Below are 21,728 nucleotides of genomic sequence, written 5' to 3' on the forward strand. Positions count from 1 at the left end.
TTTTATTATTCATTTTCATCATTCACCTATTCCCCGCATTGTTCATAAGATACTTTAGTCAGGATAGCGAGAAGCACCTGCCGTTAATCATAAGCCATTAAGAAGGTGAAAAGTAAATGCTTACTGGCTTAAACATAGCAATCTTAGGCGGCGACGCCAGGCAGCTTGAAGTGATTGGGACGCTTGTTGAATTGGAAGCAAAATTGTTTCTTGTCGGCTATGAACAACTTGATCATGCTTATAAAAGATCAGTAAAAGTGGAAAGCGACCATATAAAACTTGATCAAATGGATGCGGTAATTCTTCCGGTATCAGGAACCGGCGGCAATGGACAGATTGAAGCTGTATTTTCGAATAGAGAAATTAAGCTGACGAAAGAAATGGTTGCCTCTACACCACCGCATTGCGTGTTTTATTCAGGAATTCAAACAAAATTTTTACATGATGTGATGACGAGCACCAATCGGAAACTGATACCTCTTCTGGATCGGGATGATGTCGCCATTTACAATTCCATTCCCACAGCTGAAGGAACGATCATGCTAGTCATTCAACATACTGATTATACAATCCACGGTTCTAATATTGCAGTTTTAGGATTTGGCAGAACAGGAATGACAGTTGCCCGGGCTTTTCAAGCATTAGGGGGAAAAGTGAAAGTCGGTTCCCGTCATTTGAACGATTTTGCCAGAATTACAGAAATGAGCTTGACTCCTTTTCATACCGACCAATTGAAAAATGAACTGCAAGATATCGATATTTGCATTAATACCGTTCCTGCGCTAATTTTAACGCCACATGTTTTATCGAACATGCCTGTTCACGCACTCATTATTGATCTGGCCTCAAAACCAGGCGGAACAGATTTTCGGTATGCTGAAAAGAGAGGCATGAAAGCAATTTTAGCGCCAGGACTTCCAGGAATTGTTGCCCCGAAAACTGCCGGCCAAATATTAGCCAATTCCCTTACAAGCTTGCTGAAGGAACAATTGAAAGAAAGGGGTATGGATGATGGATGTGAAAGATAAACGGATCGGCTTTGGATTAACTGGCTCCCATTGTACGTATGATTTGGTTTTTCCGCAAATTGAAAAACTTGTCAAAAAAGGTGCCCGTGTTGTGCCGATTGTGACACAGACTGTCGTTTCAACATCAACCAGATTTGGCGAGGCCGGAGAATGGGCAAAGAAAATTGGTGAATTGACGGGAGAAGAGATTATTGACACCATCGTCAAAGCAGAGCCGCTTGGACCCAAACAACCGCTTGATTGCATGGTCATTGCACCGCTTACCGGAAATTCATTGAGCAAATTGGCAAATGCTTTAACAGATTCACCTGTTTTAATGGCAGCAAAGGCAACAATGCGCAACCATCGCCCAGTTGTATTAGCGATCTCGACGAATGATGCACTCGGGTTGAATGGAGTGAATTTAATGAGGCTCATGGCAACGAAAAATATTTTTTTTGTACCTTTTGGCCAAGATGCTCCATTTCAAAAACCCAATTCGATGGTTGCAAAAATGGATCTATTAGTAGATACAGTAGAATCAGCCTTGGAACATAAACAACTCCAGCCGGTAATTATTGAGAATTTTCCGGAAACAGCAAAAAAATAGCAGGAATATTGCCCGTTTTGTAAATAATCAACGAATAAAACGCTTACATCAAAATTCGCCCATCACATTTTTTTTCAGCTGTGTTACAATAAAACGTAATACGAATACATGACGAATGATTTTGCAATGATTGGAAGGAGAAAGATAGAGAATGGGTGAAAAAAGCTTTCATGTAGCAGTTGTTGGAGCAACTGGAGCAGTAGGAACACAAATGATTGAAACTCTAGAAAAAAGAAACTTTCCTGTGGAAACTTTAACATTGTTGTCATCTGAACGATCCGCGGGAAAAACAGTCACGTTCAGAGGAAAAGAGATTACGGTGCAAAAGGCTGTTCCAGAAAGCTTTGAAGGGATTGATATTGCCCTTTTCAGTGCAGGCGGAAGCGTTTCTAAACAGCTGGCTCCTGAAGCCGCCAAAAGAGGAGCTGTCGTTATCGACAATACTAGCGCATTCCGAATGGACGAAAATGTTCCGCTTGTCGTTCCCGAAGTAAACGAAGAGGATGTCAAATGGCATAACGGCATCATTGCCAACCCAAACTGTTCAACCATTCAGATGGTTGTCGCATTGCAGCCGATCCGGAAAGCGTTCGGATTGAAAAAAGTGATTGTTTCCACATACCAAGCTGTTTCCGGGGCAGGAGCGCAAGCGGTTCGGGAATTAAAAGAACAATCGAAGGCCATTTTGGAAGGCAAACCGTTTCAACCGGAAATTTTGCCTGTGAAAAGTGATGAAAAACATTATCAAATTGCCTTTAATGCGATTCCGCAAATTGATAAATTCCAAGAAAATGGATTTACGTTTGAAGAAATGAAAATGATCAACGAAACGAAGAAAATCATGCATATGAGTGAACTGGAAGTGGCGGCAACTTGCGTACGATTGCCTGTGGCTGTCGGCCATTCTGAATCAGTTTATATTGAAATCGACCATGATGGTGTCACGGCTGATGATTTGCGGAATGTGCTGAAAGATGCGCCGGGCGTCACGGTGCAAGATGATCCTGACAATCAAGTATATCCAATGCCAGCTTTCGCAGAAGGCAAATATGATACGTTTGTCGGACGGATTCGCAAAGATTTAGATCGTCCAAACGGATTCCATCTTTGGATTGTTTCTGACAATCTATTAAAAGGAGCAGCACTAAACTCTGTACAAATTGCTGAAAGTTTAGTTAAACTTAATCTAGTGTAAGTTTTTCAAAAGAAGAGAGTTGACATGATTCAGCTCTCTTCTGTTTAGTTATTTTTAGAGGTGAAATGCATGGACATCGTTGTTCAAAAGTTTGGAGGCACTTCAGTCCGCGACGCAGAAGGCAGAGAACACGCATATGAACATATAAAAGATGCCTTGAAAAACGGGCAGAAAGTAGTAGCGGTCGTTTCGGCGATGGGGAGGAAAGGCGATCCATATGCTACCGATACCCTTCTAAGTTTGGTGGAAGGGGGAATGGACACCATTTCCAAACGGGAACAAGACATGTTATTATCATGTGGAGAGATTATATCAGCCGTGGTCTTCACAAGCATGCTAAATGGCAAGGGATTGAAAGCGACTGCTTTAACCGGCGCTCAAGCCGGTTTTTTGACGACAAACGAACATACAAATGCCAGAATTATTGCCATGAAATGCGATCGGCTCATTCGTTTAATGGAAACATATGATGTTGTTGTCGTGGCTGGATTTCAAGGTGCAGACTCAAACGGCGATGTCACAACAATCGGCAGGGGTGGAAGCGATACATCCGCTGCCGCCTTGGGCGCGGCTTTAAACGCGAAATATATTGATATTTTTACGGATGTAGAAGGAGTGATGACGGCAGATCCACGCATTGTAAAGGATGCCAAACCGCTTTCTTATGTCACCTATACGGAAATTTGCAACCTTGCCTATCAAGGAGCGAAGGTTATCCATCCCCGTGCGGTCGAAATCGCCATGCAGGCCAAAATACCGATCCGCATTCGGTCCACATATGCCAAATCAACAGGCACGCTTATTGCCTCGGAGCATGATCAAAGATTTCATGCGGTTTATAAAGAACGAATCATTACCGGTATTGCCCACGTACAAGATATAACGCAAATTAAAGTGGAAGCGAAAGAAGGAAATTTGGGCTTTCATTCCGAAATCTTTAAGTCGATGGCGGTAAGCGGGATCAGCGTGGACTTTTTTAACATTACGCCAAAGAGCGTAGTATATACGGTTTTTGGCGAGCTTACGGATGAAGCTGTCAGAATTTTAAAAGGGAACGGATATGATCCGATCATCACTCGTCATTGCGCAAAAATTTCAGCTGTTGGTGGAGGCATTCAAGGAGTGCCCGGCATTGCCGCTAAAATTGTTTCAGCATTGTCGGCTGAAGGAATTCAAATTTTGCAGTCGGCTGACAGCCATACAACCATCTGGGTGCTTGTCAATGAAGAAGATATGACAAAAGCAGTGAACGCATTACATAGAGCGTTCGAACTTGGAGAATAATCAGTAAGGATGTGAGGAAATGGGTATTTTTGGAAAAGTTTCGACGGCAATGGTGACCCCTTTTGATCATAATGGCAATGTAGATTTTGAGAAAACGGAAAAGCTGATTGAATATTTAATTCATCATGGGACAGATTCGATCGTTGTTGCTGGAACAACAGGGGAATCCCCTACATTGACGGCAGAGGAAAAAATCGCTCTGTTTAAACATTGCGTTGCGGTTGTCAATAAGAGAATCCCGGTGATTGCCGGAACAGGTACGAACAATACGAAACAATCGATAGAATTGACAAGAAAAGCGGAAGAAACTGGCGTGGACGCCATTATGCTTGTAGCCCCTTATTACAATAAACCAAATCAAGAAGGCATGTACCAGCATTTTAAAACAGTGGCGGAAAACACGAAACTGCCGGTTATGTTATACAATGTGCCTGGTAGAACTTCTTCAACGATAGCTCCGGAAACCGTCATCCGGTTAGCTGAAATTTCCAACATCGTGGCAATAAAAGAAGCAAGCGGAAATTTGGAAAATATGGCAACTATCATTGAACGTACTCCAGACGATTTTGCGCTGTACTGCGGCGATGACAGTTTAACACTTCCGGCATTAGCAATTGGATCAGATGGCGTCATTTCTGTAGCTTCCCATATCATCGGCAATGAAATGCAAATGATGATTAACGCTTTCTTGCGCGGTGATGTGCAAAAAGCAGGACAGCTTCACCGCAAATACCTTCCATTCATGAAAGAACTGTTCAAAGCGCCAAGTCCGGCACCGGTAAAAACAGCTTTACAACTCAAGGGGCTTGATGTCGGACCAGTAAGGCTGCCGCTTGTTCCGTTATCGATGGAAGAAAGAGCTTCTCTGCAACATATCATGAATCAGTTGGGCTAATCGCTTCGATTGGCCTATTTTTTTGCCCTTGTCTTATTGTGGGAGGAAGGGCTAGTCAGATAAAAAGCCATTCGGTGAAATGAATCTTGTCTTCCAATTCTTCCATCAGTTATAATAAGACTAAGTGCTTTGGACGGGGATATTTTTAGGGAGGCTCATTAACACATATGAAAAAAACAGAAAGAATAAAACTGATTTCCTTAGGAGGCGTTGGAGAAGTCGGAAAAAATATGTACGTTGTCGAAATTGATTCCGATATTTTTATTGTCGATGCCGGGTTGAAATATCCGGAAAATGAAATGCTTGGCATTGACGTTGTCATTCCTGATATTACATATTTACTGGAAAATAAAGAACGAGTGAAAGCGATTATTCTGACGAATGGCGCTTCGGGCAGGATCGGTGCGGTATTCCATCTGCTAAAACATCTTGACATACCTGTATACGGAACGAAGTGGACGATTGCATTAACAAAAGAACGCCTCAAGCCATATGGAATGAAGGCTGACTTCCGTGAAATCGATGTGCAAAAGCCGATTCAAATTTCACAAGTGAAAATTTCTTTCTTCCATACGTTCTCAAATGTTCCGGATTCTGTCGGTGTTTGTTTTTATACTTCGATGGGTGCGATCGTTCATACCGGCGATTTTAAATTTGAACAAACCCCCATTGGAAACAGCTACCCTGATATCCGAAAAATAGCTGAAATCGGCAATAAAGGAGTTCTATGCCTTCTTTCCGACAGCATTAATGCGGAAAAACCGGGATACACAGGTTCGGAATCTCTCATTGCCGACGTAATCAATGATTGTTTATACAGCTCGAAAGGCAAGGTAATTGTTTCGATTGCAGAGATTAACATCCATCGCATCCAACAGGTGTTCGATGCCGCTATCCAAAATGGCAGAAAAGTGGCGTTGATCGGAAAATATTTATCAAAACTTGTTGATCTTGCCAAAAAACTCCGTTATTTAAATTTTGCTGACAACTTATTGATCCCGATTTCTGAAGCTTTGAAACAACCCGATCACGATGTCATTTTTTTGGCAGCCAGTGCACAAGGCGAACCGTTATCAGAAATAGCTAAAATGGCGAAAGGGATTCATAAACAGTACAATGTCAGGAATGGTGATACCGTATTAATCGCTTCTTCTCCAACACCCGGACACGAATTAATCTATTCGAAAACGATCGATTTGCTGTTCAGAGCAGGCGCCAACGTTGTCTCCATAGACAAGAAAGGGTTTTTCTCCGGTCACGGATGCCAAGAAGAACTAAAACTGATGCTGCATTTAATGAAACCAAAATATTTTATTCCCGTTCATGGTGAATTTAAAATGCAAATTGCCCATGCCAAACTGGCTGAGTCAGTTGGCATCCGCAGAGACCATATTTTCTTAGTAGATCCCGGTGAAGTTGTTGAAATGACCAAAAAGACGGCAAAAACAGGGTCAAAGGTGACGGCAGGGAACGTGTTGATTGACGGTCTTGGAGTGGGCGACGTCGGCAATATCGTGTTAAGAGATCGGCGCCTCTTGTCTCAAGACGGCATTTTAATTGTAGTGGTTACGTTAAATAAGGAATTGAAACAAATTGTTTCGGGTCCTGAAATCATCTCGAGAGGCTTCGTGTATGTTCGTGAGTCGGAAACGTTAATTGCCCAAGCTGGCAAAATGGTGAATGAAATTATTTTGAAATGTATGGAAGATGATGCAATTGAGTGGTCCACGATCAAACAAAATATTCGCGATTACTTAAATCAATTTTTATTTGAACAAACAAAACGCCGGCCGATGATTTTGCCGATTATTATGGAAGTGTAGCAAAAAAAGCGGATGGAATGGATCCGCTTTTTTTGCATTTACGGATCTTTAAAGAACTCAGGATGGCTTTTCGCATGAAAATTTTTTTTCAGCTTATACTAACTTCATAATGGAAAGAAGAAAGGATGGTTGGTATGAGCTTTCTTGGAAATACTGGAGAGCCTTTCGTTCAGCCGATTGAAAAAGATCAAGGAAAAGGAAGCGTTGTTGAAAAAATACAACAACTCGGTCAAACGAATGTTCCGCAAATGGATCAAGAGACAAATATTCATTGTTTAACGATCGTCGGCCAGGTAGAAGGACATATCCAACTGCCGCCGCAAAATAAAACGACCAAATATGAGCATATTATTCCGCAGATCGTGGCGATTGAACAAAACCCGAAAATTGAAGGACTGCTCGTTATATTAAATACGGTTGGCGGCGATGTGGAGGCAGGACTTGCCATCGCTGAAATGCTGGCTTCAATGACAAAGCCGACTGTTTCCATTGTTTTAGGGGGAGGCCATTCAATCGGTGTTCCCATTGCTGTATCTTGCGACTATTCGTTTATCGCCGAAACTGCTACGATGACAATCCACCCCGTCCGACTGACAGGGCTGGTTATCGGAGTTCCGCAAACGTTTGAATATATCGATAAAATGCAGGAACGAGTGATCAATTTTGTGACAAAGAATTCAAATATTACAGAAGATAAATTTAAAGAATTGATGTTTTCCAAAGGAAATTTAACAAGGGATATCGGCACAAATGTCGTAGGTCAAGATGCGGTGAAGTATGGGTTAATTAATGAAGTGGGCGGGGTAGGAAAAGCGATGAACAAATTGAATGAATTGATTCAGCAGTACAAGAACGGCAAAGGAGGGGACATGCTGCAATGATATTGTATACGACAGTGCCGCAAGATCTCATCTTTCAAGAAGATGCCGGTTCCTATCAAAAACAGCGTGTTGTTCAACTGAATGGGGTTTCCCTTTTAGTCAATGGAACGGGTGAAAATGATTGGACCATAGTCAGAGTTCTATCGACGAATCCGAACCATTATTTATTGGAATCGTTTGTTCCAGGACAAAAAATACCTTATATTTCTAATTATTTGTAAATAAATAGAAAAGTGAAGTGTTTTTTTCGATACCAACATTTTCTGTTGTATGTTATAATGAAAAAACAAACAATCGTTCGCAGCCTGAAAGCGGCTGCGTTCTTGTTTTACAGAAAAGAGCAGGTGAAAAGATTGGCTAAAGTGAAGCGAAAACGGACAAAGAAAAAAACAGACTGGCAAAAGAAGCTGAAATTTGAGATCTCCGGTCTTTTGCTCCTGTCCATTTCATTGATCGCTTTAAGCGGTTATGGGGTTGTCGGGAAAGCGGTCGTTTCTTTTTTTCGTTTTTTCGCAGGTGAATGGTTTATAGTCGGTGTGCTGGCTCTTTTATGGTTGTCGTGTTATTTATTTTTCAAAAAATCGTTCCCGCCCTTTTGGACAAGAAAATGGCTCGGTTTTTATCTTATCTTCGGTTCGGTATTGCTGCTCAGCCACTTGAAACTGTTTGAACAACTGTCTCGGGAAGGTGCGTTTGCCACCCCAAGCGTTATTTTAAATACGTGGGAGCTTTTCATAAATGAACTGACAGGACAACGGAATGTTCAAGACTTGGGCGGCGGGATGATCGGTGCGGTATTGCTAGCTGCCTCCTACTATTTATTTTCCATCGGGGGGTCAAAAATTATTGCCGTTTTTCTGATTCTAATCGGGGGAATGTTGCTTACGGGCAAATCGCTTGGCAATGTCTTAGCGAAATGGCTCACGGCGGCAGGAAAGTTTTTCAAAGCGCAGTTTCTTGCATTTGTTGCGGATTTGAAAAGCTTGCCGAAATCATTCCAAACAGCAAAAAGGAAAAAAGCATCCAAAAAGCCGAAAATAAAACCGTCTGAAGCACAAACAGACGAAAAAGATGCGTCCAAACCGATCATTTCCAGTTTTACCGATCATCCGGAAATGGTTTTGAAGGAGGAACCGACGGCTGAAAAGCGGGACGAACAAATATTTGAAAAGGAAAGTGAAACAGAAAAGAAAGCTGAACCGATCGCCTTGGCGGAAGTGGAAAATAAAGACTATCAATTGCCTCCCATCGATTTATTGTCACTTCCCAAATACAACGGACAACATACTGATAAGAAAAATATTTATGATAATGCAAGAAAGCTTGAGCGGACCTTTCAAAGTTTCGGCGTGAAAGCGAAGGTCACCCAAGTTCATTTGGGGCCAGCCGTAACAAAATATGAAGTATATCCCGATGTCGGCGTTAAGGTCAGCAAAATCGTAAATTTAAGCGATGATTTGGCATTGGCGCTTGCCGCAAAAGATATTCGCATCGAAGCCCCGATTCCCGGAAAATCGGCCATTGGCATTGAAGTGCCGAATGCGGAAATCGCCATGGTTTCATTGCGAGAAGTATTGGAATCGAAAATGAACGATAAACCGGATGCGAAATTGTTGATCGGTTTGGGGCGTGACATTACAGGTGAAGCAGTGCTCGCCGAACTGAATAAAATGCCGCATTTGCTCGTTGCCGGTGCGACCGGAAGCGGAAAAAGCGTCTGCATCAACGGGATCATTACAAGCATTTTAATGAGGGCGAAGCCTCATGAAGTAAAAATGATGATGATTGACCCGAAAATGGTGGAGCTGAATGTATATAACGGCATTCCTCATTTGCTTGCGCCAGTGGTGACGAATCCGAAAAAAGCCTCACAGGCATTGCAAAAAGTTGTCAGTGAAATGGAAAGAAGATATGAACTCTTTTCTCATACCGGGACAAGAAATATTGAAGGATATAATGAAATGGTGAGAAGGCAAAACGCGGTGTTGAATGAGAAACATCCCGAACTTCCGTACATTGTCGTGATCGTAGATGAACTGGCGGACTTAATGATGGTGGCTTCGAGCGATGTAGAGGAGTCCATCACGAGATTGTCGCAAATGGCTCGTGCAGCCGGCATTCATTTAATTTTGGCAACACAGCGCCCGTCGGTGGATGTCATCACAGGGGTTATTAAAGCAAATATTCCGTCACGAATTGCTTTTAGCGTTTCATCGCAAACAGATTCCCGGACGATTTTGGATATGGGCGGAGCAGAGAAATTGCTGGGAAGAGGGGACATGCTATTTTTGCCTGTCGGGGCATCTAAGCCAATTCGTGTTCAAGGTGCCTTTCTGTCTGATGAAGAAGTGGAAAACGTTGTGAATTATGTGATTTCACAGCAACAAGCGCAATATCAAGAAGAAATGATCCCAAGTGACAACCATGAAGAACATGAAGAAGTGGATGATGATTTATACGATGAAGCCGTTGAATTAGTGGTGGAAATGCAAAGTGCGAGCGTCTCGATGCTGCAGCGGCGCTTTCGTATCGGCTATACACGGGCGGCAAGATTAATTGATGCAATGGAAGCACGAGGAGTAGTCGGTCCTTACGAAGGAAGCAAACCGAGACAAGTGCTGGTGTCCAAAAACCAATTGGATGAACGTTCGTCTTAACGGGAATAGACCATGCTAATGCGGGTTATACTATTAATAACGATAAAAAATGAGGGTGAAAACAATGGCGAAAGAAAAAAACCGCAAAAAAGCCAGGAGAACGTTAAGCAGTGCACAAGAAGTGGCTTACGCCAAAGAGTTTAAATTGGCGGAAAAAGCGGCGGGCTATTCCGACAAACAGCCGAAATATGAATAAAAATTCTTCCACTCATAAAAGATATTCACGATACCATCCTATGGATGAGGGATGTGAAACAAAAAACATTCCTCACCAATTTTGGGGGGTGGGAAGGTCATGGGAAGAGCGCATAAACAAAAAACTCGCGATAAAAACAAATCATTCTTGCCTCAAGTTCCGAAAAATTTAAAAGCTGATGGTTTAGACATCGAATTTTCCAGGGAGCTAGCCGATCAAAATGATTTAGAGGCAGCCGCCCGCGCTTCCGCAGCTAATGAAAGACAACGAAAGAGAATGAAAAATTCATAAACGACCTTTATTGGACTGTCTGTGTTACGGCAGTCCTTTTTTGTGCATAGGACGGCAGCATGTTTATTTAATTAACGATAAAAATATTATGTAAATTAAATGTTTCAAGCGTATTTCGTTTCCTTCATTCTCCAACGATTGATATAATTACTATTATGACATTGTTCTTTTCTCAAGTTGATAGGCAACAATATGTTTAAATAAAACTATTTGCTGGAAAGCAGGAGGGATAACATGGGAATATTAAATGAGCTTATAACGAATGTAAAAGGGATGAGATTACATACAATTGCAGCTCTGCCGTTTAAAACAAATTCGCTCATATTAAAAGTAAAGGCACCGTTAGATGAGAACAACGTTACCTTGAGAGCGCTTCTTCCCCACGTGCTGCAAAGAGGAACGAAAACTTATCCGACTACAACGCAGCTGAGAAAATATCTCGATGAATTGTATGGTGCAACGCTGCAAGTTGATTTATCGAAAAAAGGTGAACATCATATTATGACCTTTCGCATGGAGATACCAAACGAAAAGTTTTTGAAAAACCAAACACCTTTGTTGGAAAAAGGGATTAAACTTCTTTCAGAAGTGTTTCTTTCCCCCCCGCTTCAAAACGGCGCATTTCGTGAAGAAATTGTAGAACAGGAAAAACGAACATTAAAACAAAGAATCCAAGCGGCCTATGATGATAAAATGCGCTATGCCAATTTGCGTTTAGTTCAGGAAATGTGCAAATCGGAACCGTACCGTCTGCATGTCAACGGCGAGAAGGAACATGTTCAAGAGATTACAGCATTTCAATTGACGCAATATTATCAAAATATGCTTAACAGCAATGAAGTTGATTTTTATGTTATAGGCGACGCAGATCCTCAACACATTCAAGAAATCGTCGAGAAAAATTTTCACCTGTCCGGCTCCAGCCGGCATGTTCAAGTGAACAGTGTCCAAAAACAGGTGAACGGTGTCCGCGAGGTGATAGAAGAACAAGATGTGACACAGGGGAAGCTGAATATCGGATATCGGACGCACACAACATTTGCCGATGACGATTATTTTGTTTTACATGTTTTTAACGGCATTTTCGGCGGTTTCCCACACTCAAAGTTGTTTCGGAATGTTCGTGAAAAAGCGAGTCTTGCCTATTATGCTTCTTCCCGAATTGAAAGCCATAAAGGGTTGCTGCTCGTTATGTCTGGAATCGAAGTGAAAAACTATGACAAGGCGCTTTCCATTATACACGAGCAAATGGAGGCGATGAAAAAAGGAGATTTCACAAATGAAGAGCTGCAGCAAACAAAAGCGGTGATCAAAAATCAGCTTTTAGAGACGATCGATGTTCCCAGCGGCATGGCCGAGCTTTTATATCATAACGTGGTGGCCAAAACGAATCGGTCGATTGACGAATGGATGGAAAGAGTGGAAAAAGTCAATAAAGATGATATTGTTCAATTGGCGCAAAAAATCGAGCTTGATACTATCTATTTTTTAAAAAGGGGCGGTTCATTGTGATGAAAGAAATTTTTTTTGATCAGCTTCAAGAAACCCTTTATTATCAAAAAATGAATAATGGGTTGGATGTCTATATACTCCCGAAAAAAGGGTTTCATAAAACGTATGCAACCTTTACGACCAAATACGGTTCCATTGATAACGAATTTGTTCCGTTAGGGAAAAAAGAAATGATTCGAGTGCCCGACGGAATAGCCCACTTTTTGGAACATAAACTGTTTGAAAAAGAAGACGGCGATGTGTTTCAATCATTCAGCAAACAAGGTGCTTCATCGAATGCGTTTACCTCTTTTACAAGAACGGCTTACCTGTTTTCCAGCACGTCTAACGTTGAAAAAAATTTAGAGACGCTGCTCGATTTTGTGCAAAGTCCTTATTTTACGGAGCAAACGGTCGAGAAGGAAAAAGGCATCATTGCCCAAGAAATCAATATGTATCAGGACAATCCCGATTGGCGCCTCTATTTTGGCCTTATTCAAAACATGTATGAAAAACATCCCGTCCGTATCGACATTGCCGGTACAGTTGATTCGATTCAAAACATTACAAAAGATTTGCTTTATGAATGCTATGAAACCTTTTACCATCCCGGCAACATGCTGCTTTTTGTCGTTGGACCGGTTGACCCTGAGCATATCATTAAGCTCGTGGAAGAAAATCAGCAACAAAAAGATTTCAAACCGCAAAATGAGATAATAAAAAAAGAAGTTCATGAACGGGAAGAAGTACTAAAGCCTTTAGAAAAAATTCCTATGCATGTTCAATCATCGAAATGCTTAGTCGGCTTAAAAGCGAAAAAACCTTTTAGAACAGGCAATGAAATGCTTATATATGAGCTCACAATTGGTTTAATTTTAGAAATGCTGTTCGGAAAAAGCTCGAAGGCTTATTTGGAAATGTATGAAAAGGGGCTTATCGATGATACGTTCAGCTTTGATTACACGGAAGAATACAGCTTCGGTTTTGCCATTATCGGAGGAGATACGGATCAGCCAGATAATCTTGCGGAATCGATTCAAACAACACTGCTGAAATCGAGGGAAAGTTCTTTTCGGCAGGAAGAACTGGAAAATGCCAAAAAGAAAAAAATCGGCTCCTTATTAAGGGCATTCAATTCACCAGAATTTATCGCAAACCAATTTACGAGATACAAATTTTATGACATCAATCTATTTGATATCGTTCCTGCATTGGAAAACATCACAATGAAGGACATTACTGCCGTTTTAAACGATGCGGTCGAAGAAAAGCAGATGACCGTATGCCAGGTGGTACCGAAATGAATGGATCTGGGTGAGGAAACATGAAAACAGCGTTAGTAACCGGGGCAAGCGGGGGAATCGGAAAAGCGGTTGTCGAAAAACTTGCCAAGGAAAAGTATCAAATTTTTGCGCATTATTTTCGCAATGGCGAATCTCTTGAGACCTTAACGGCTGAATACAACCATATCATTCCTGTTCAAGCAGATTTATCATCGAAAAAAGGGGTGGAAATTCTGCTGGATCAAATGTCTGCTGCCGTCGATGTGATTGTGTTTGCGAGCGGCATTACTCATTATGGGATCATTCAAGAAGTCTCTCCAGAGATATATGATCAAATGATCCGCCTTCATTTGACAGCTCCTTTCTTCATCACCCAAAGGCTGGTTGCGAACATGATTTCAAAAAGAAACGGAAGCATCATTTTTATTTCTTCCATTTGGGGGCAGACTGGAGCCAGCTGTGAAACCGTCTATTCAATGGTAAAAGGAGGGCAAATTGCTTTTGTCAAGGCGTTAGCTAAAGAGCTGGCGCCTTCCAATATTCGAGTCAATGCCATCGCCCCCGGGTTCATCGATACGAAAATGAATGCACAGTTCTCATTAGCAGAAAGAAAAAACATTCAGGAGGAAATTCCTATGGAAAGAATGGGAAATCCTCGAGAAGTTGCCGATGCCGTTGTTTTCCTTGCGGGGGGAGGTGCCTCCTACATAACAGGTCAAGTGATTTCCGTCAATGGCGGCTGGTATTGTTAAATGATTCATTAAGCAGCATTTCCAAGTCATCCTGCAGTTTTTCGTTTCATCCCTCCGTATAAAAAAAGGTTTAAAAGAAAAAATAACATTGAACAAATAGTAAAGGAGGGGAACGTATGTCAGTGCTAGATAATTGGAGCCAATGGAAAGACTTTTTGGCGGACCGCCTTCACCAGGCGCAAAGCGGCGGCATGTCCAAAGATGTAATATCCAATTTAGCTTATGAAATTGGTGATTATTTGGCTAATCAAGTGGAACCGAAAAACCCAGAAGAAAAAATCCTTCATGATCTTTGGAGTGTTGCATCAAAAGAAGAGCAACAGGCAATTGCCAACATGATGTTAAAGCTTGTACAAAACAATGGTACACATTGAGGCGCAATTTCCGGGCAACCTACGCCAACCGCTAGGGTGCCCTTATTTTTTTATTCAGCAAAATTTCCTCTTCTCCCGTAATAATCCTTTCTTCTTTATCTGAAATGATTTATTATAAGTTATAGGTGGTTGTTTGGAGGGTTGGAGAGTGGCAGCGTACGAATGGTATTTAGAATATGAAATTCAAAAAAACCGTCCGGGGCTTTTGGGAGATATATCATCGCTTCTTGGGATGTTGAAAATCAACATTGTTACCATAAATGGCGTCAATGATATGTTCCGAGGAATGCTTTTGAGATGCGACAGCATCGAACAAATTAAAAGGCTTGAATCGATTTTAAAGACTATGGATAATATAACAGTGATCAAATTCAGACAGCCCAAGCTGAGAGACCGTCTTGCCGTTCGCCATGGCGTTTATATTCAACGGGATGCGGATGATAAAAAAACATTTCGGTTTGTACGGGACGAACTAGGAATTCTCGTTGATTTTATGGCGGAACTGTTTAAGCAGAAAGAGCATAAATTAATCGGCATCAGGGGAATGCCCCGCGTCGGCAAAACGGAGTCGATTGTTGCTGCCAGTGTTTGCGCGAATAAACGTTGGCTTTTTTTATCTTCCACATTGTTCAAGCAGACGGTAAGGGATCGGTTATTTGCCGATGAATATCATGTCAATAACGTTTTCATATTGGATGGAATTGTTTCAAGACGGCAAGGAACGGAACAGCATTGGCAGCTGGTTCGGGAAATCATGAGCCTTCCGGCGACAAAGGTTGTTGAGCACCCGGATATTTTTGTACAAAATTCGGAATATAGCATGGACGATTTTGATTACATTATTGAGCTTCGCCATCATCCAGACGAAGACATTACATATGACCCAATCGGTAAAGAACAGCCGTTTGACCATCCTTATTTTCACGGATTTGACATATAGAAAGGTGGGTACGTGTTGAGTGAGCTTGGCAACCATCTGAAACAAAAAAGGCTTGAGCAAAACCTTTCTCTTGATGAACTGCAAGAGATGACAAAAATCCAAAAACGCTATTTGGTCGGGATTGAGGAAGGGAATTTCGATGTTCTGCCCGGCAGTTTTTATGTGCGCGCATTTATTAAACAGTATGCTGAAGCTGTTGGAGTTGATCCGGAAGCAATTTTAGAACAGTATCAGCATGAACTTCCAAATACATATGAAGATATGCCTGAGCAATTGTCTAGGGTAAAAACGTACAAGGAGCCAAGCAAGGCTTCCAAGGCGCTCGATTTTTTGCCGAAGATCTTGGTGATTGCAGCAGTATTATTGGCGGCGGTTATCATTTGGATTCTGGTTCAGAAGGGAAGCAATGACGAAAGCATACAAACTGATGATGGAACCAATTCCGTAAAAATCGAAACATCAGGCGTTGAACCGAAGAAAGAAGAGGAAAATAAACAGGCAGAGGAAAACGTTGGCGAAACGGAAGAATCGCCTTCCAAAGATAAAGCCGCTCAAGGAAAGGAAACGCAGCAAACGATATCGGTAAAAGAGACGAAGAAAAAAGAAACCGTTTATGAACTGGCCAATACAGACCGGTTTGTCATTGATATCGAAACGAGCGGCAATTCATGGATTGAAGTGAAAAATACAAAAGGAAAATCGTTTTTAGCCCAAATGATGCATCAAAACGAAAAACAAACAGTCAACGTTTCTGCCGAAGAAGAAATTCGGATCGTCATTGGCGATGCCAGATTTGCGGCCATTTATGTAAATGGCCAAGCGGTTCCTTATGAAATTGATCCAAATGAACAAGTTCGTCAAGACATGGTGTTTGTATTCCAAAAGGGAAAGAATAACGGATAATTTCCATAATACAAGCAATGGAGACATGCAAAAGGAAAAAGACCATCTTGTCCAGATGGCTTTTTCTGTCTTAATACACTTTGATGCAATGGAGGCCGAAGATGAATTTACCAAACCGAATTACAGTAGCTAGAATTTTGCTTATTCCCGTTTTTATGGTTGTCATGCTTGCTGATTTTCACTGGGGAGAATGGGAATTTGGACAAGAAACAATCCCTGTAAAACATGTTGTCGGCGCCATCATTTTTATCATTGCGTCGACAACTGACTGGATTGACGGCCACTACGCGCGCAAGCTTGGCCTTGTGACCAATTTAGGGAAATTTTTAGACCCGCTTGCGGATAAATTGCTTGTTTCATCTGCTCTCATCATATTAGTGGAAATGGGAGCTGCTCCTTCTTGGATGGTCATTATCATCATCAGCAGGGAATTTGCTGTCACAGGATTGAGGCTTGTCCTTGCAGGGGAAGGGGAAGTGGTGGCCGCCAATATGCTTGGGAAAATCAAAACGTGGACGCAAATTGTGGCGATCTCCGCCCTTCTCCTGCACAATCTTCCTTTTGCATTGATTGCATTTCCGTTCGCAGATCTTGCTTTATGGATCGCTTTGGTTTTCACGATTTGGTCGGGGTGGGATTATTTTGCGAAAAACAAGCACGCATTTACAAATTCAAAATAATTCAATGGGGGAGCCTTTATGAAAGTGAATGCTGAAATCATTGCGGTCGGGTCGGAGCTTTTGCTCGGCCAGATTGTCAACACAAACGCCCAATTTATTTCGCAAAAGCTGGCGGAAATCGGCGTCAATGTTTATTATCACACTGTTGTCGGTGACAATGCTTCAAGGCTTATGCAAGCCATACAAGTTGCTCAAAAAAGATCCAATTGCCTTATTTTTACGGGTGGCCTCGGTCCGACAAAAGATGATTTAACAAAAGAGACGATTGCTTCCAGTATGAAGAAACGGCTTGTCCTAGATCAAGAGGCGATGGCAAATATTCAACAATATTTTGCCAAAACAAAGAGAAGCATGTCGGATAACAACCGCAAACAAGCGCTTGTCATAGAAGGATCCACTATCTTGCCAAACCATTATGGGATGGCGCCGGGCATGGCTTTGGAAACGGATGGGATTGTCTATATGCTCATGCCCGGTGTGCCGAAGGAAATGAAACCGATGTTTGTTCAATATGGCATTCCATTTTTGCAGAAGCAATTTCAATTAAAAGAAAAAATCATCTCACGAGTTTTGCGTTTTTTTGGCATCGGAGAATCGCAGTTGGAAACTGATCTTGAAGATTTAATTGACGGACAGACAAATCCGACGATTGCACCTTTGGCGAAAGACGGCGAAGTAACGCTGCGCCTGACTGCCAAGCATGAAAACGAAGAAGCTGCATGGAAACTGATCGATGATATGGAACATGAAATTTTAAAACGCGTTGGCGAATATTTTTATGGATATGGAGAGACTTCCCTCCACGAACAGTTGATGAATTTGCTGAAGGAGAAACAATTAACGATTGCAGCAGCCGAAAGTTTAACTGGAGGGCTTTTTTGTGAACAGCTTACGCAATTTCCGGGCGCGTCCAAAATTGTCCGCGGCGGAGTTGTTTGTTATACAAATGAAATTAAGCAGCATGTGCTTGGTGTAAAAGAAGAAACATTGAAAACGGCCGGTGCAGTCAGTGGCGATTGTGCAAAACAAATGGCGGAAAAGGTAAAAAAACTGATGAACGCAAGCATCGGCATTAGTTTTACAGGCGTCGCTGGCCCCGAGCCTTCGGAAGGAAAATCAGTCGGCACCGTTTATATTGGCGTACAGTTTGAAAGCGATCCTGCAAAGGTCTATGAACTCCATCTTTCCGGTTCCCGTGACGGAATAAGACGAAGAACATCCAACTACGGCTGCCACTATTTAATGAAATTAATAAATAAGATGGAAAACCGGTAATGCCGGTTTTTTGATTTTTCTCTAGAGATAATAAAAAAACGAATAAATGTTCCCTTTTTTCTTGGCAATTAGCTAAAAACACGATATATTAAATGTGAAGCTATGAAAAGGAGGAAAAAAGTTTTGAATAATGACCGTCAAGCGGCTTTAGAAATGGCATTAAAACAAATTGAAAAACAATTTGGGAAAGGATCCATTATGAAACTTGGCGAACAGGCCGAGCGAAAAGTCTCGACTGTTCCAAGCGGTTCATTGGCATTGGATGCGGCTCTTGGCGTAGGAGGATATCCTCGCGGGCGGATTATTGAAATTTACGGTCCCGAAAGTTCTGGCAAAACGACTGTTGCTCTTCACGCAATTGCAGAAGTTCAAGCTTTGGGTGGCCAGGCAGCGTTCATAGATGCGGAGCATGCACTAGACCCTGTTTATGCGCAAAATTTAGGTGTCAACATAGATGAATTGCTTTTGTCACAGCCGGATACAGGGGAGCAGGCGCTTGAAATTGCGGAAGCGCTCGTTCGCAGCGGCGCCGTTGACATCATCGTCATCGATTCGGTGGCGGCGCTAGTTCCAAAGGCTGAAATAGAAGGAGAGATGGGCGATGCGCATGTCGGATTGCAAGCGCGTCTCATGTCTCAAGCACTTCGGAAGCTTTCCGGCGCCATCAGCAAATCGAAAACAATTGCCATTTTTATCAATCAAATTCGGGAAAAAGTCGGTGTGATGTTCGGCAATCCGGAAACGACACCCGGCGGCCGCGCGCTCAAGTTTTATTCTTCCGTGCGTCTTGAAGTTCGGAGAGCGGAACAGTTAAAGCAAGGAAACGATATGGTGGGCAACAAAACGAAAATCAAAGTTGTCAAAAACAAAGTGGCACCGCCTTTTAGAACAGCTGAAGTGGACATTATGTACGGAGAAGGAATTTCCAAGGAAGGGGAAATCATTGATCTCGGCACGGAATTGGATATTATTCAAAAAAGCGGTTCTTGGTATTCATATCACGATGAACGTTTAGGACAGGGAAGGGAAAATGCCAAACAGTTCTTGCGGGAAAACCCGGAAATTTGCGATGCCATCCAACTGGAAATCCGCAAAGCTTACGGACTTGAATCAGATCAGTCATCTGAAGAAAGTCAGGAAGAATTTGACTTTCCAGAAGAATAATAGAACCAACAAAAAAGAGGCTGTCTCCAAAGGTCGTTAAACCGACCTTTTGGGGACAGCCTCTGTTTCTTTCTTTACTATTTGGTTATTTATTCCTTTTTTGAACTGAGAATTTCTTCTGAATTTTATCCGGTTTTTTCTTTGTTGGATCGGTTGTGGCCGCCCACTTTCTCAAATTGTGGGCAGCACAAATAAGCCCCCATTCCAAGGTAATTTTTAGGAACCCTCTTAACAAAAAGCGCTGAAATTGGACCGGCATCAATCGCCCGTCTTTTTTTGCCGCCTTGAAATGACAAGATGAAAACTTGACAAGGGTTATCCACACATTTAAAATGAATATGTATATTTTTGCATTATATTAGCAACTTTTATGAAAAATTTTCAATCTAAGAGCAAATGGTATATGCCGACACTTTTTTTATGACAAGTTCATAGCAAGAGGAGGTGAAAAAATGGGACTCATTGAAATCATCTCCATTTTGCTTGGCCTAATCGTCGGTGCAGTTGTTGGTTATTTTGTTCGAAAATCCATTGCTGAAGCGAGAATTAGCGGTGCAAAAAACGCCGCTGAGCAAATTCTTGAGGATGCGAAGCGCGATGCGGAAGCGATGAAAAAAGAAGCTCTGCTGGAAGCAAAGGATGAAATTCATAGGCTTCGATTAGACGTCGAAAAAGAAATACGAGAAAGAAGAAATGAACTTCAGAAACAAGAAAACCGTTTATTGCAAAAAGAAGAGAATCTTGATCGAAAAGACGAATCATTAGATAAACGTGAGGCGATGCTGGATAAAAAAGAAGATTCTCTAAACGAAAGACAACAGCATATTGAAGAGATGGAAAGCAAAGTGGACGAGATGGTTAAACAAGGACAAGCGGAACTTGAGCGAATTTCCGGTCTGACTCGCGAAGAAGCGAAGCAAATCATTTTGGACAGGGTGGAAAAAGAACTGTCTCATGACATTGCCGTCATGATAAAAGACGCTGAAACGAGGGCGAAAGAAGAAGCGGACAAGAAAGCGAAGGAAATTCTCTCGCTTGCTATTCAACGATGCGCTGCAGACCATGTGGCGGAAACAACCGTTTCAGTCGTCAATTTGCCAAATGACGAAATGAAAGGCCGGATTATCGGCCGTGAGGGACGGAATATCCGCACCCTTGAAACGTTGACAGGGATTGATTTAATTATTGATGATACACCGGAAGCTGTGATATTATCCGGATTTGACCCGATTCGGCGGGAGACGGCTAGAATTGCTCTTGATAAGCTTGTTCAAGATGGACGCATTCATCCGGCGCGAATTGAAGAAATGGTTGAAAAATCACGCCGTGAAGTAGACGAGTATATTCGCGAAGTCGGAGAACAAACGACATTTGAAGTCGGTGTGCACGGCCTGCATCCGGATCTGATCAAAATATTAGGCAGATTAAAGTTCAGAACGAGCTACGGACAGAATGTCTTGAAGCATTCAATGGAAGTTGCGTTCCTTACTGGGTTGATGGCAGCCGAACTTGGAGAAGACGAAATGCTGGCTAGACGGGCAGGACTTCTTCATGATATCGGAAAAGCGATCGACCATGAAGTGGAAGGAAGCCATGTCGAAATTGGTGTTGAACTGGCGACAAAATATAAAGAGCATCCAGTTGTCATCAACAGCATTGCTTCCCACCACGGTGACGAGGAACCAAAATCGATCATCGCCGTTCTTGTCGCCGCAGCTGATGCCTTATCAGCGGCGAGACCTGGGGCCCGAAGCGAAACGCTTGAAAATTACATCCGCCGCCTTGAAAAATTAGAGGAAATTTCCGAATCGTTTGAAGGCGTGGAAAAATCGTATGCCATTCAGGCGGGTCGCGAAGTCCGAATCATGGTGAAGCCCGATGCGATTGATGATCTGGAAGCACACCGGCTGGCGAGAGACATCAGAAAACGAATTGAAGAAGAACTTGACTATCCTGGTCATATTAAAGTGACGGTTATACGTGAAACGCATGCGGTTGAATATGCAAAATAAAGTGGTGCGGGGAAG

The 21,728-nt window shown here is 42.2% G+C and carries 21 protein-coding genes; all 21 read left to right on the forward strand.

Features of this window, described 5'->3' with window-relative positions; genetic code table 11:
• The first annotated feature begins 116 nt into the window (after positions 1–116).
• Positions 117–1,028 (forward strand): dipicolinic acid synthetase subunit A, encoded by a 912-nt coding sequence (gene dpaA / locus AC0KTX_RS01145; protein ID WP_474250386.1) that lies wholly within the window; start codon positions 117–119, stop codon positions 1,026–1,028.
• Positions 1,009–1,617, forward strand: coding sequence for a dipicolinate synthase subunit B (locus tag AC0KTX_RS01150; protein ID WP_474250387.1), 609 nt, complete (start codon positions 1,009–1,011; stop codon positions 1,615–1,617). The genes dpaA and AC0KTX_RS01150 overlap by 20 nt, the downstream gene beginning before the upstream one ends.
• A 151-nt stretch (positions 1,618–1,768) precedes the next feature.
• Positions 1,769–2,812 carry an aspartate-semialdehyde dehydrogenase gene (asd, locus tag AC0KTX_RS01155; protein ID WP_474250388.1) on the forward strand — a complete coding sequence of 348 codons (1,044 nt, stop codon included), beginning with the start codon at positions 1,769–1,771 and terminating at the stop codon, positions 2,810–2,812.
• A gap of 69 nt (positions 2,813–2,881) precedes the next feature.
• The gene (gene dapG, locus AC0KTX_RS01160) at positions 2,882–4,096 is read left to right on the forward strand and encodes an aspartate kinase (RefSeq protein ID WP_474250389.1); all 1,215 of its coding nucleotides are present in this window, start codon (positions 2,882–2,884) and stop codon (positions 4,094–4,096) included.
• 19 nt (positions 4,097–4,115) lie between these two features.
• A complete protein-coding gene (gene dapA / locus AC0KTX_RS01165) occupies positions 4,116–4,991 on the forward strand; it encodes a 4-hydroxy-tetrahydrodipicolinate synthase (RefSeq protein ID WP_474250390.1) in 876 nt (291 codons plus the stop codon).
• A 167-nt stretch (positions 4,992–5,158) separates the two neighbouring features.
• A complete protein-coding gene (locus AC0KTX_RS01170) occupies positions 5,159–6,814 on the forward strand; it encodes a ribonuclease J (protein ID WP_474250391.1) in 1,656 nt (551 codons plus the stop codon).
• A 134-nt stretch (positions 6,815–6,948) separates the two neighbouring features.
• Positions 6,949–7,695 carry a ClpP family protease gene (locus AC0KTX_RS01175; RefSeq protein ID WP_474250392.1) on the forward strand — a complete coding sequence of 249 codons (747 nt, stop codon included), beginning with the start codon at positions 6,949–6,951 and terminating at the stop codon, positions 7,693–7,695.
• The gene (locus AC0KTX_RS01180) at positions 7,692–7,916 is read left to right on the forward strand and encodes a YlzJ-like family protein (RefSeq protein ID WP_474250393.1); all 225 of its coding nucleotides are present in this window, start codon (positions 7,692–7,694) and stop codon (positions 7,914–7,916) included. Before AC0KTX_RS01175 ends, AC0KTX_RS01180 begins: the two co-directional genes overlap by 4 nt.
• Before the next feature lie 132 nt (positions 7,917–8,048).
• On the forward strand, positions 8,049–10,352 hold the full coding sequence (locus AC0KTX_RS01185) for an FtsK/SpoIIIE family DNA translocase (protein WP_474250435.1): 2,304 nt from the start codon (positions 8,049–8,051) through the stop codon (positions 10,350–10,352).
• Positions 10,353–10,416: 64 nt separating this feature from the next.
• A complete protein-coding gene (locus AC0KTX_RS01190; protein WP_474250394.1) occupies positions 10,417–10,548 on the forward strand; it encodes a YfhE family protein in 132 nt (43 codons plus the stop codon).
• Between the two features lie 99 nt (positions 10,549–10,647).
• Positions 10,648–10,839, forward strand: coding sequence for a YfhD family protein (locus tag AC0KTX_RS01195; protein ID WP_474250395.1), 192 nt, complete (start codon positions 10,648–10,650; stop codon positions 10,837–10,839).
• A gap of 240 nt (positions 10,840–11,079) precedes the next feature.
• Positions 11,080–12,351 carry an EF-P 5-aminopentanol modification-associated protein YfmF gene (gene yfmF, locus AC0KTX_RS01200; RefSeq protein ID WP_474250436.1) on the forward strand — a complete coding sequence of 424 codons (1,272 nt, stop codon included), beginning with the start codon at positions 11,080–11,082 and terminating at the stop codon, positions 12,349–12,351.
• Complete coding sequence (gene yfmH, locus AC0KTX_RS01205; RefSeq protein WP_474250396.1) at positions 12,348–13,634, forward strand: EF-P 5-aminopentanol modification-associated protein YfmH; 1,287 nt, start codon at positions 12,348–12,350, stop codon at positions 13,632–13,634. Before yfmF ends, yfmH begins: the two co-directional genes overlap by 4 nt.
• Positions 13,635–13,654: 20 nt before the next feature.
• Positions 13,655–14,365, forward strand: coding sequence for an elongation factor P 5-aminopentanone reductase (gene ymfI, locus AC0KTX_RS01210; protein WP_474250397.1), 711 nt, complete (start codon positions 13,655–13,657; stop codon positions 14,363–14,365).
• A 116-nt stretch (positions 14,366–14,481) separates the two neighbouring features.
• Entirely contained in the window at positions 14,482–14,739 is a 258-nt protein-coding gene (locus AC0KTX_RS01215; protein WP_474250398.1) for a DUF3243 family protein, read from the forward strand.
• A 148-nt stretch (positions 14,740–14,887) separates the two neighbouring features.
• The gene (locus tag AC0KTX_RS01220; protein ID WP_474250399.1) at positions 14,888–15,679 is read left to right on the forward strand and encodes a DUF3388 domain-containing protein; all 792 of its coding nucleotides are present in this window, start codon (positions 14,888–14,890) and stop codon (positions 15,677–15,679) included.
• Between the two features lie 15 nt (positions 15,680–15,694).
• On the forward strand, positions 15,695–16,582 hold the full coding sequence (locus tag AC0KTX_RS01225) for a helix-turn-helix domain-containing protein (protein ID WP_474250400.1): 888 nt from the start codon (positions 15,695–15,697) through the stop codon (positions 16,580–16,582).
• Between the two features lie 101 nt (positions 16,583–16,683).
• On the forward strand, positions 16,684–17,262 hold the full coding sequence (gene pgsA, locus AC0KTX_RS01230; protein ID WP_474250401.1) for a CDP-diacylglycerol--glycerol-3-phosphate 3-phosphatidyltransferase: 579 nt from the start codon (positions 16,684–16,686) through the stop codon (positions 17,260–17,262).
• Positions 17,263–17,286: 24 nt separating this feature from the next.
• Positions 17,287–18,537: a competence/damage-inducible protein A gene (locus AC0KTX_RS01235; RefSeq protein WP_474250437.1), complete on the forward strand. Its 1,251-nt coding sequence runs from the start codon at positions 17,287–17,289 to the stop codon at positions 18,535–18,537.
• Positions 18,538–18,639: 102 nt separating this feature from the next.
• Complete coding sequence (recA, locus tag AC0KTX_RS01240) at positions 18,640–19,701, forward strand: recombinase RecA (RefSeq protein WP_474250402.1); 1,062 nt, start codon at positions 18,640–18,642, stop codon at positions 19,699–19,701.
• 452 nt (positions 19,702–20,153) lie between these two features.
• Positions 20,154–21,713, forward strand: a complete 1,560-nt coding sequence (rny, locus tag AC0KTX_RS01245) for a ribonuclease Y (protein WP_474250403.1) — start codon at positions 20,154–20,156, stop codon at positions 21,711–21,713.
• The last annotated feature ends 15 nt before the right edge of the window (positions 21,714–21,728 follow it).

The organism is Aeribacillus sp. JST-2 (assembly GCF_056032925.1).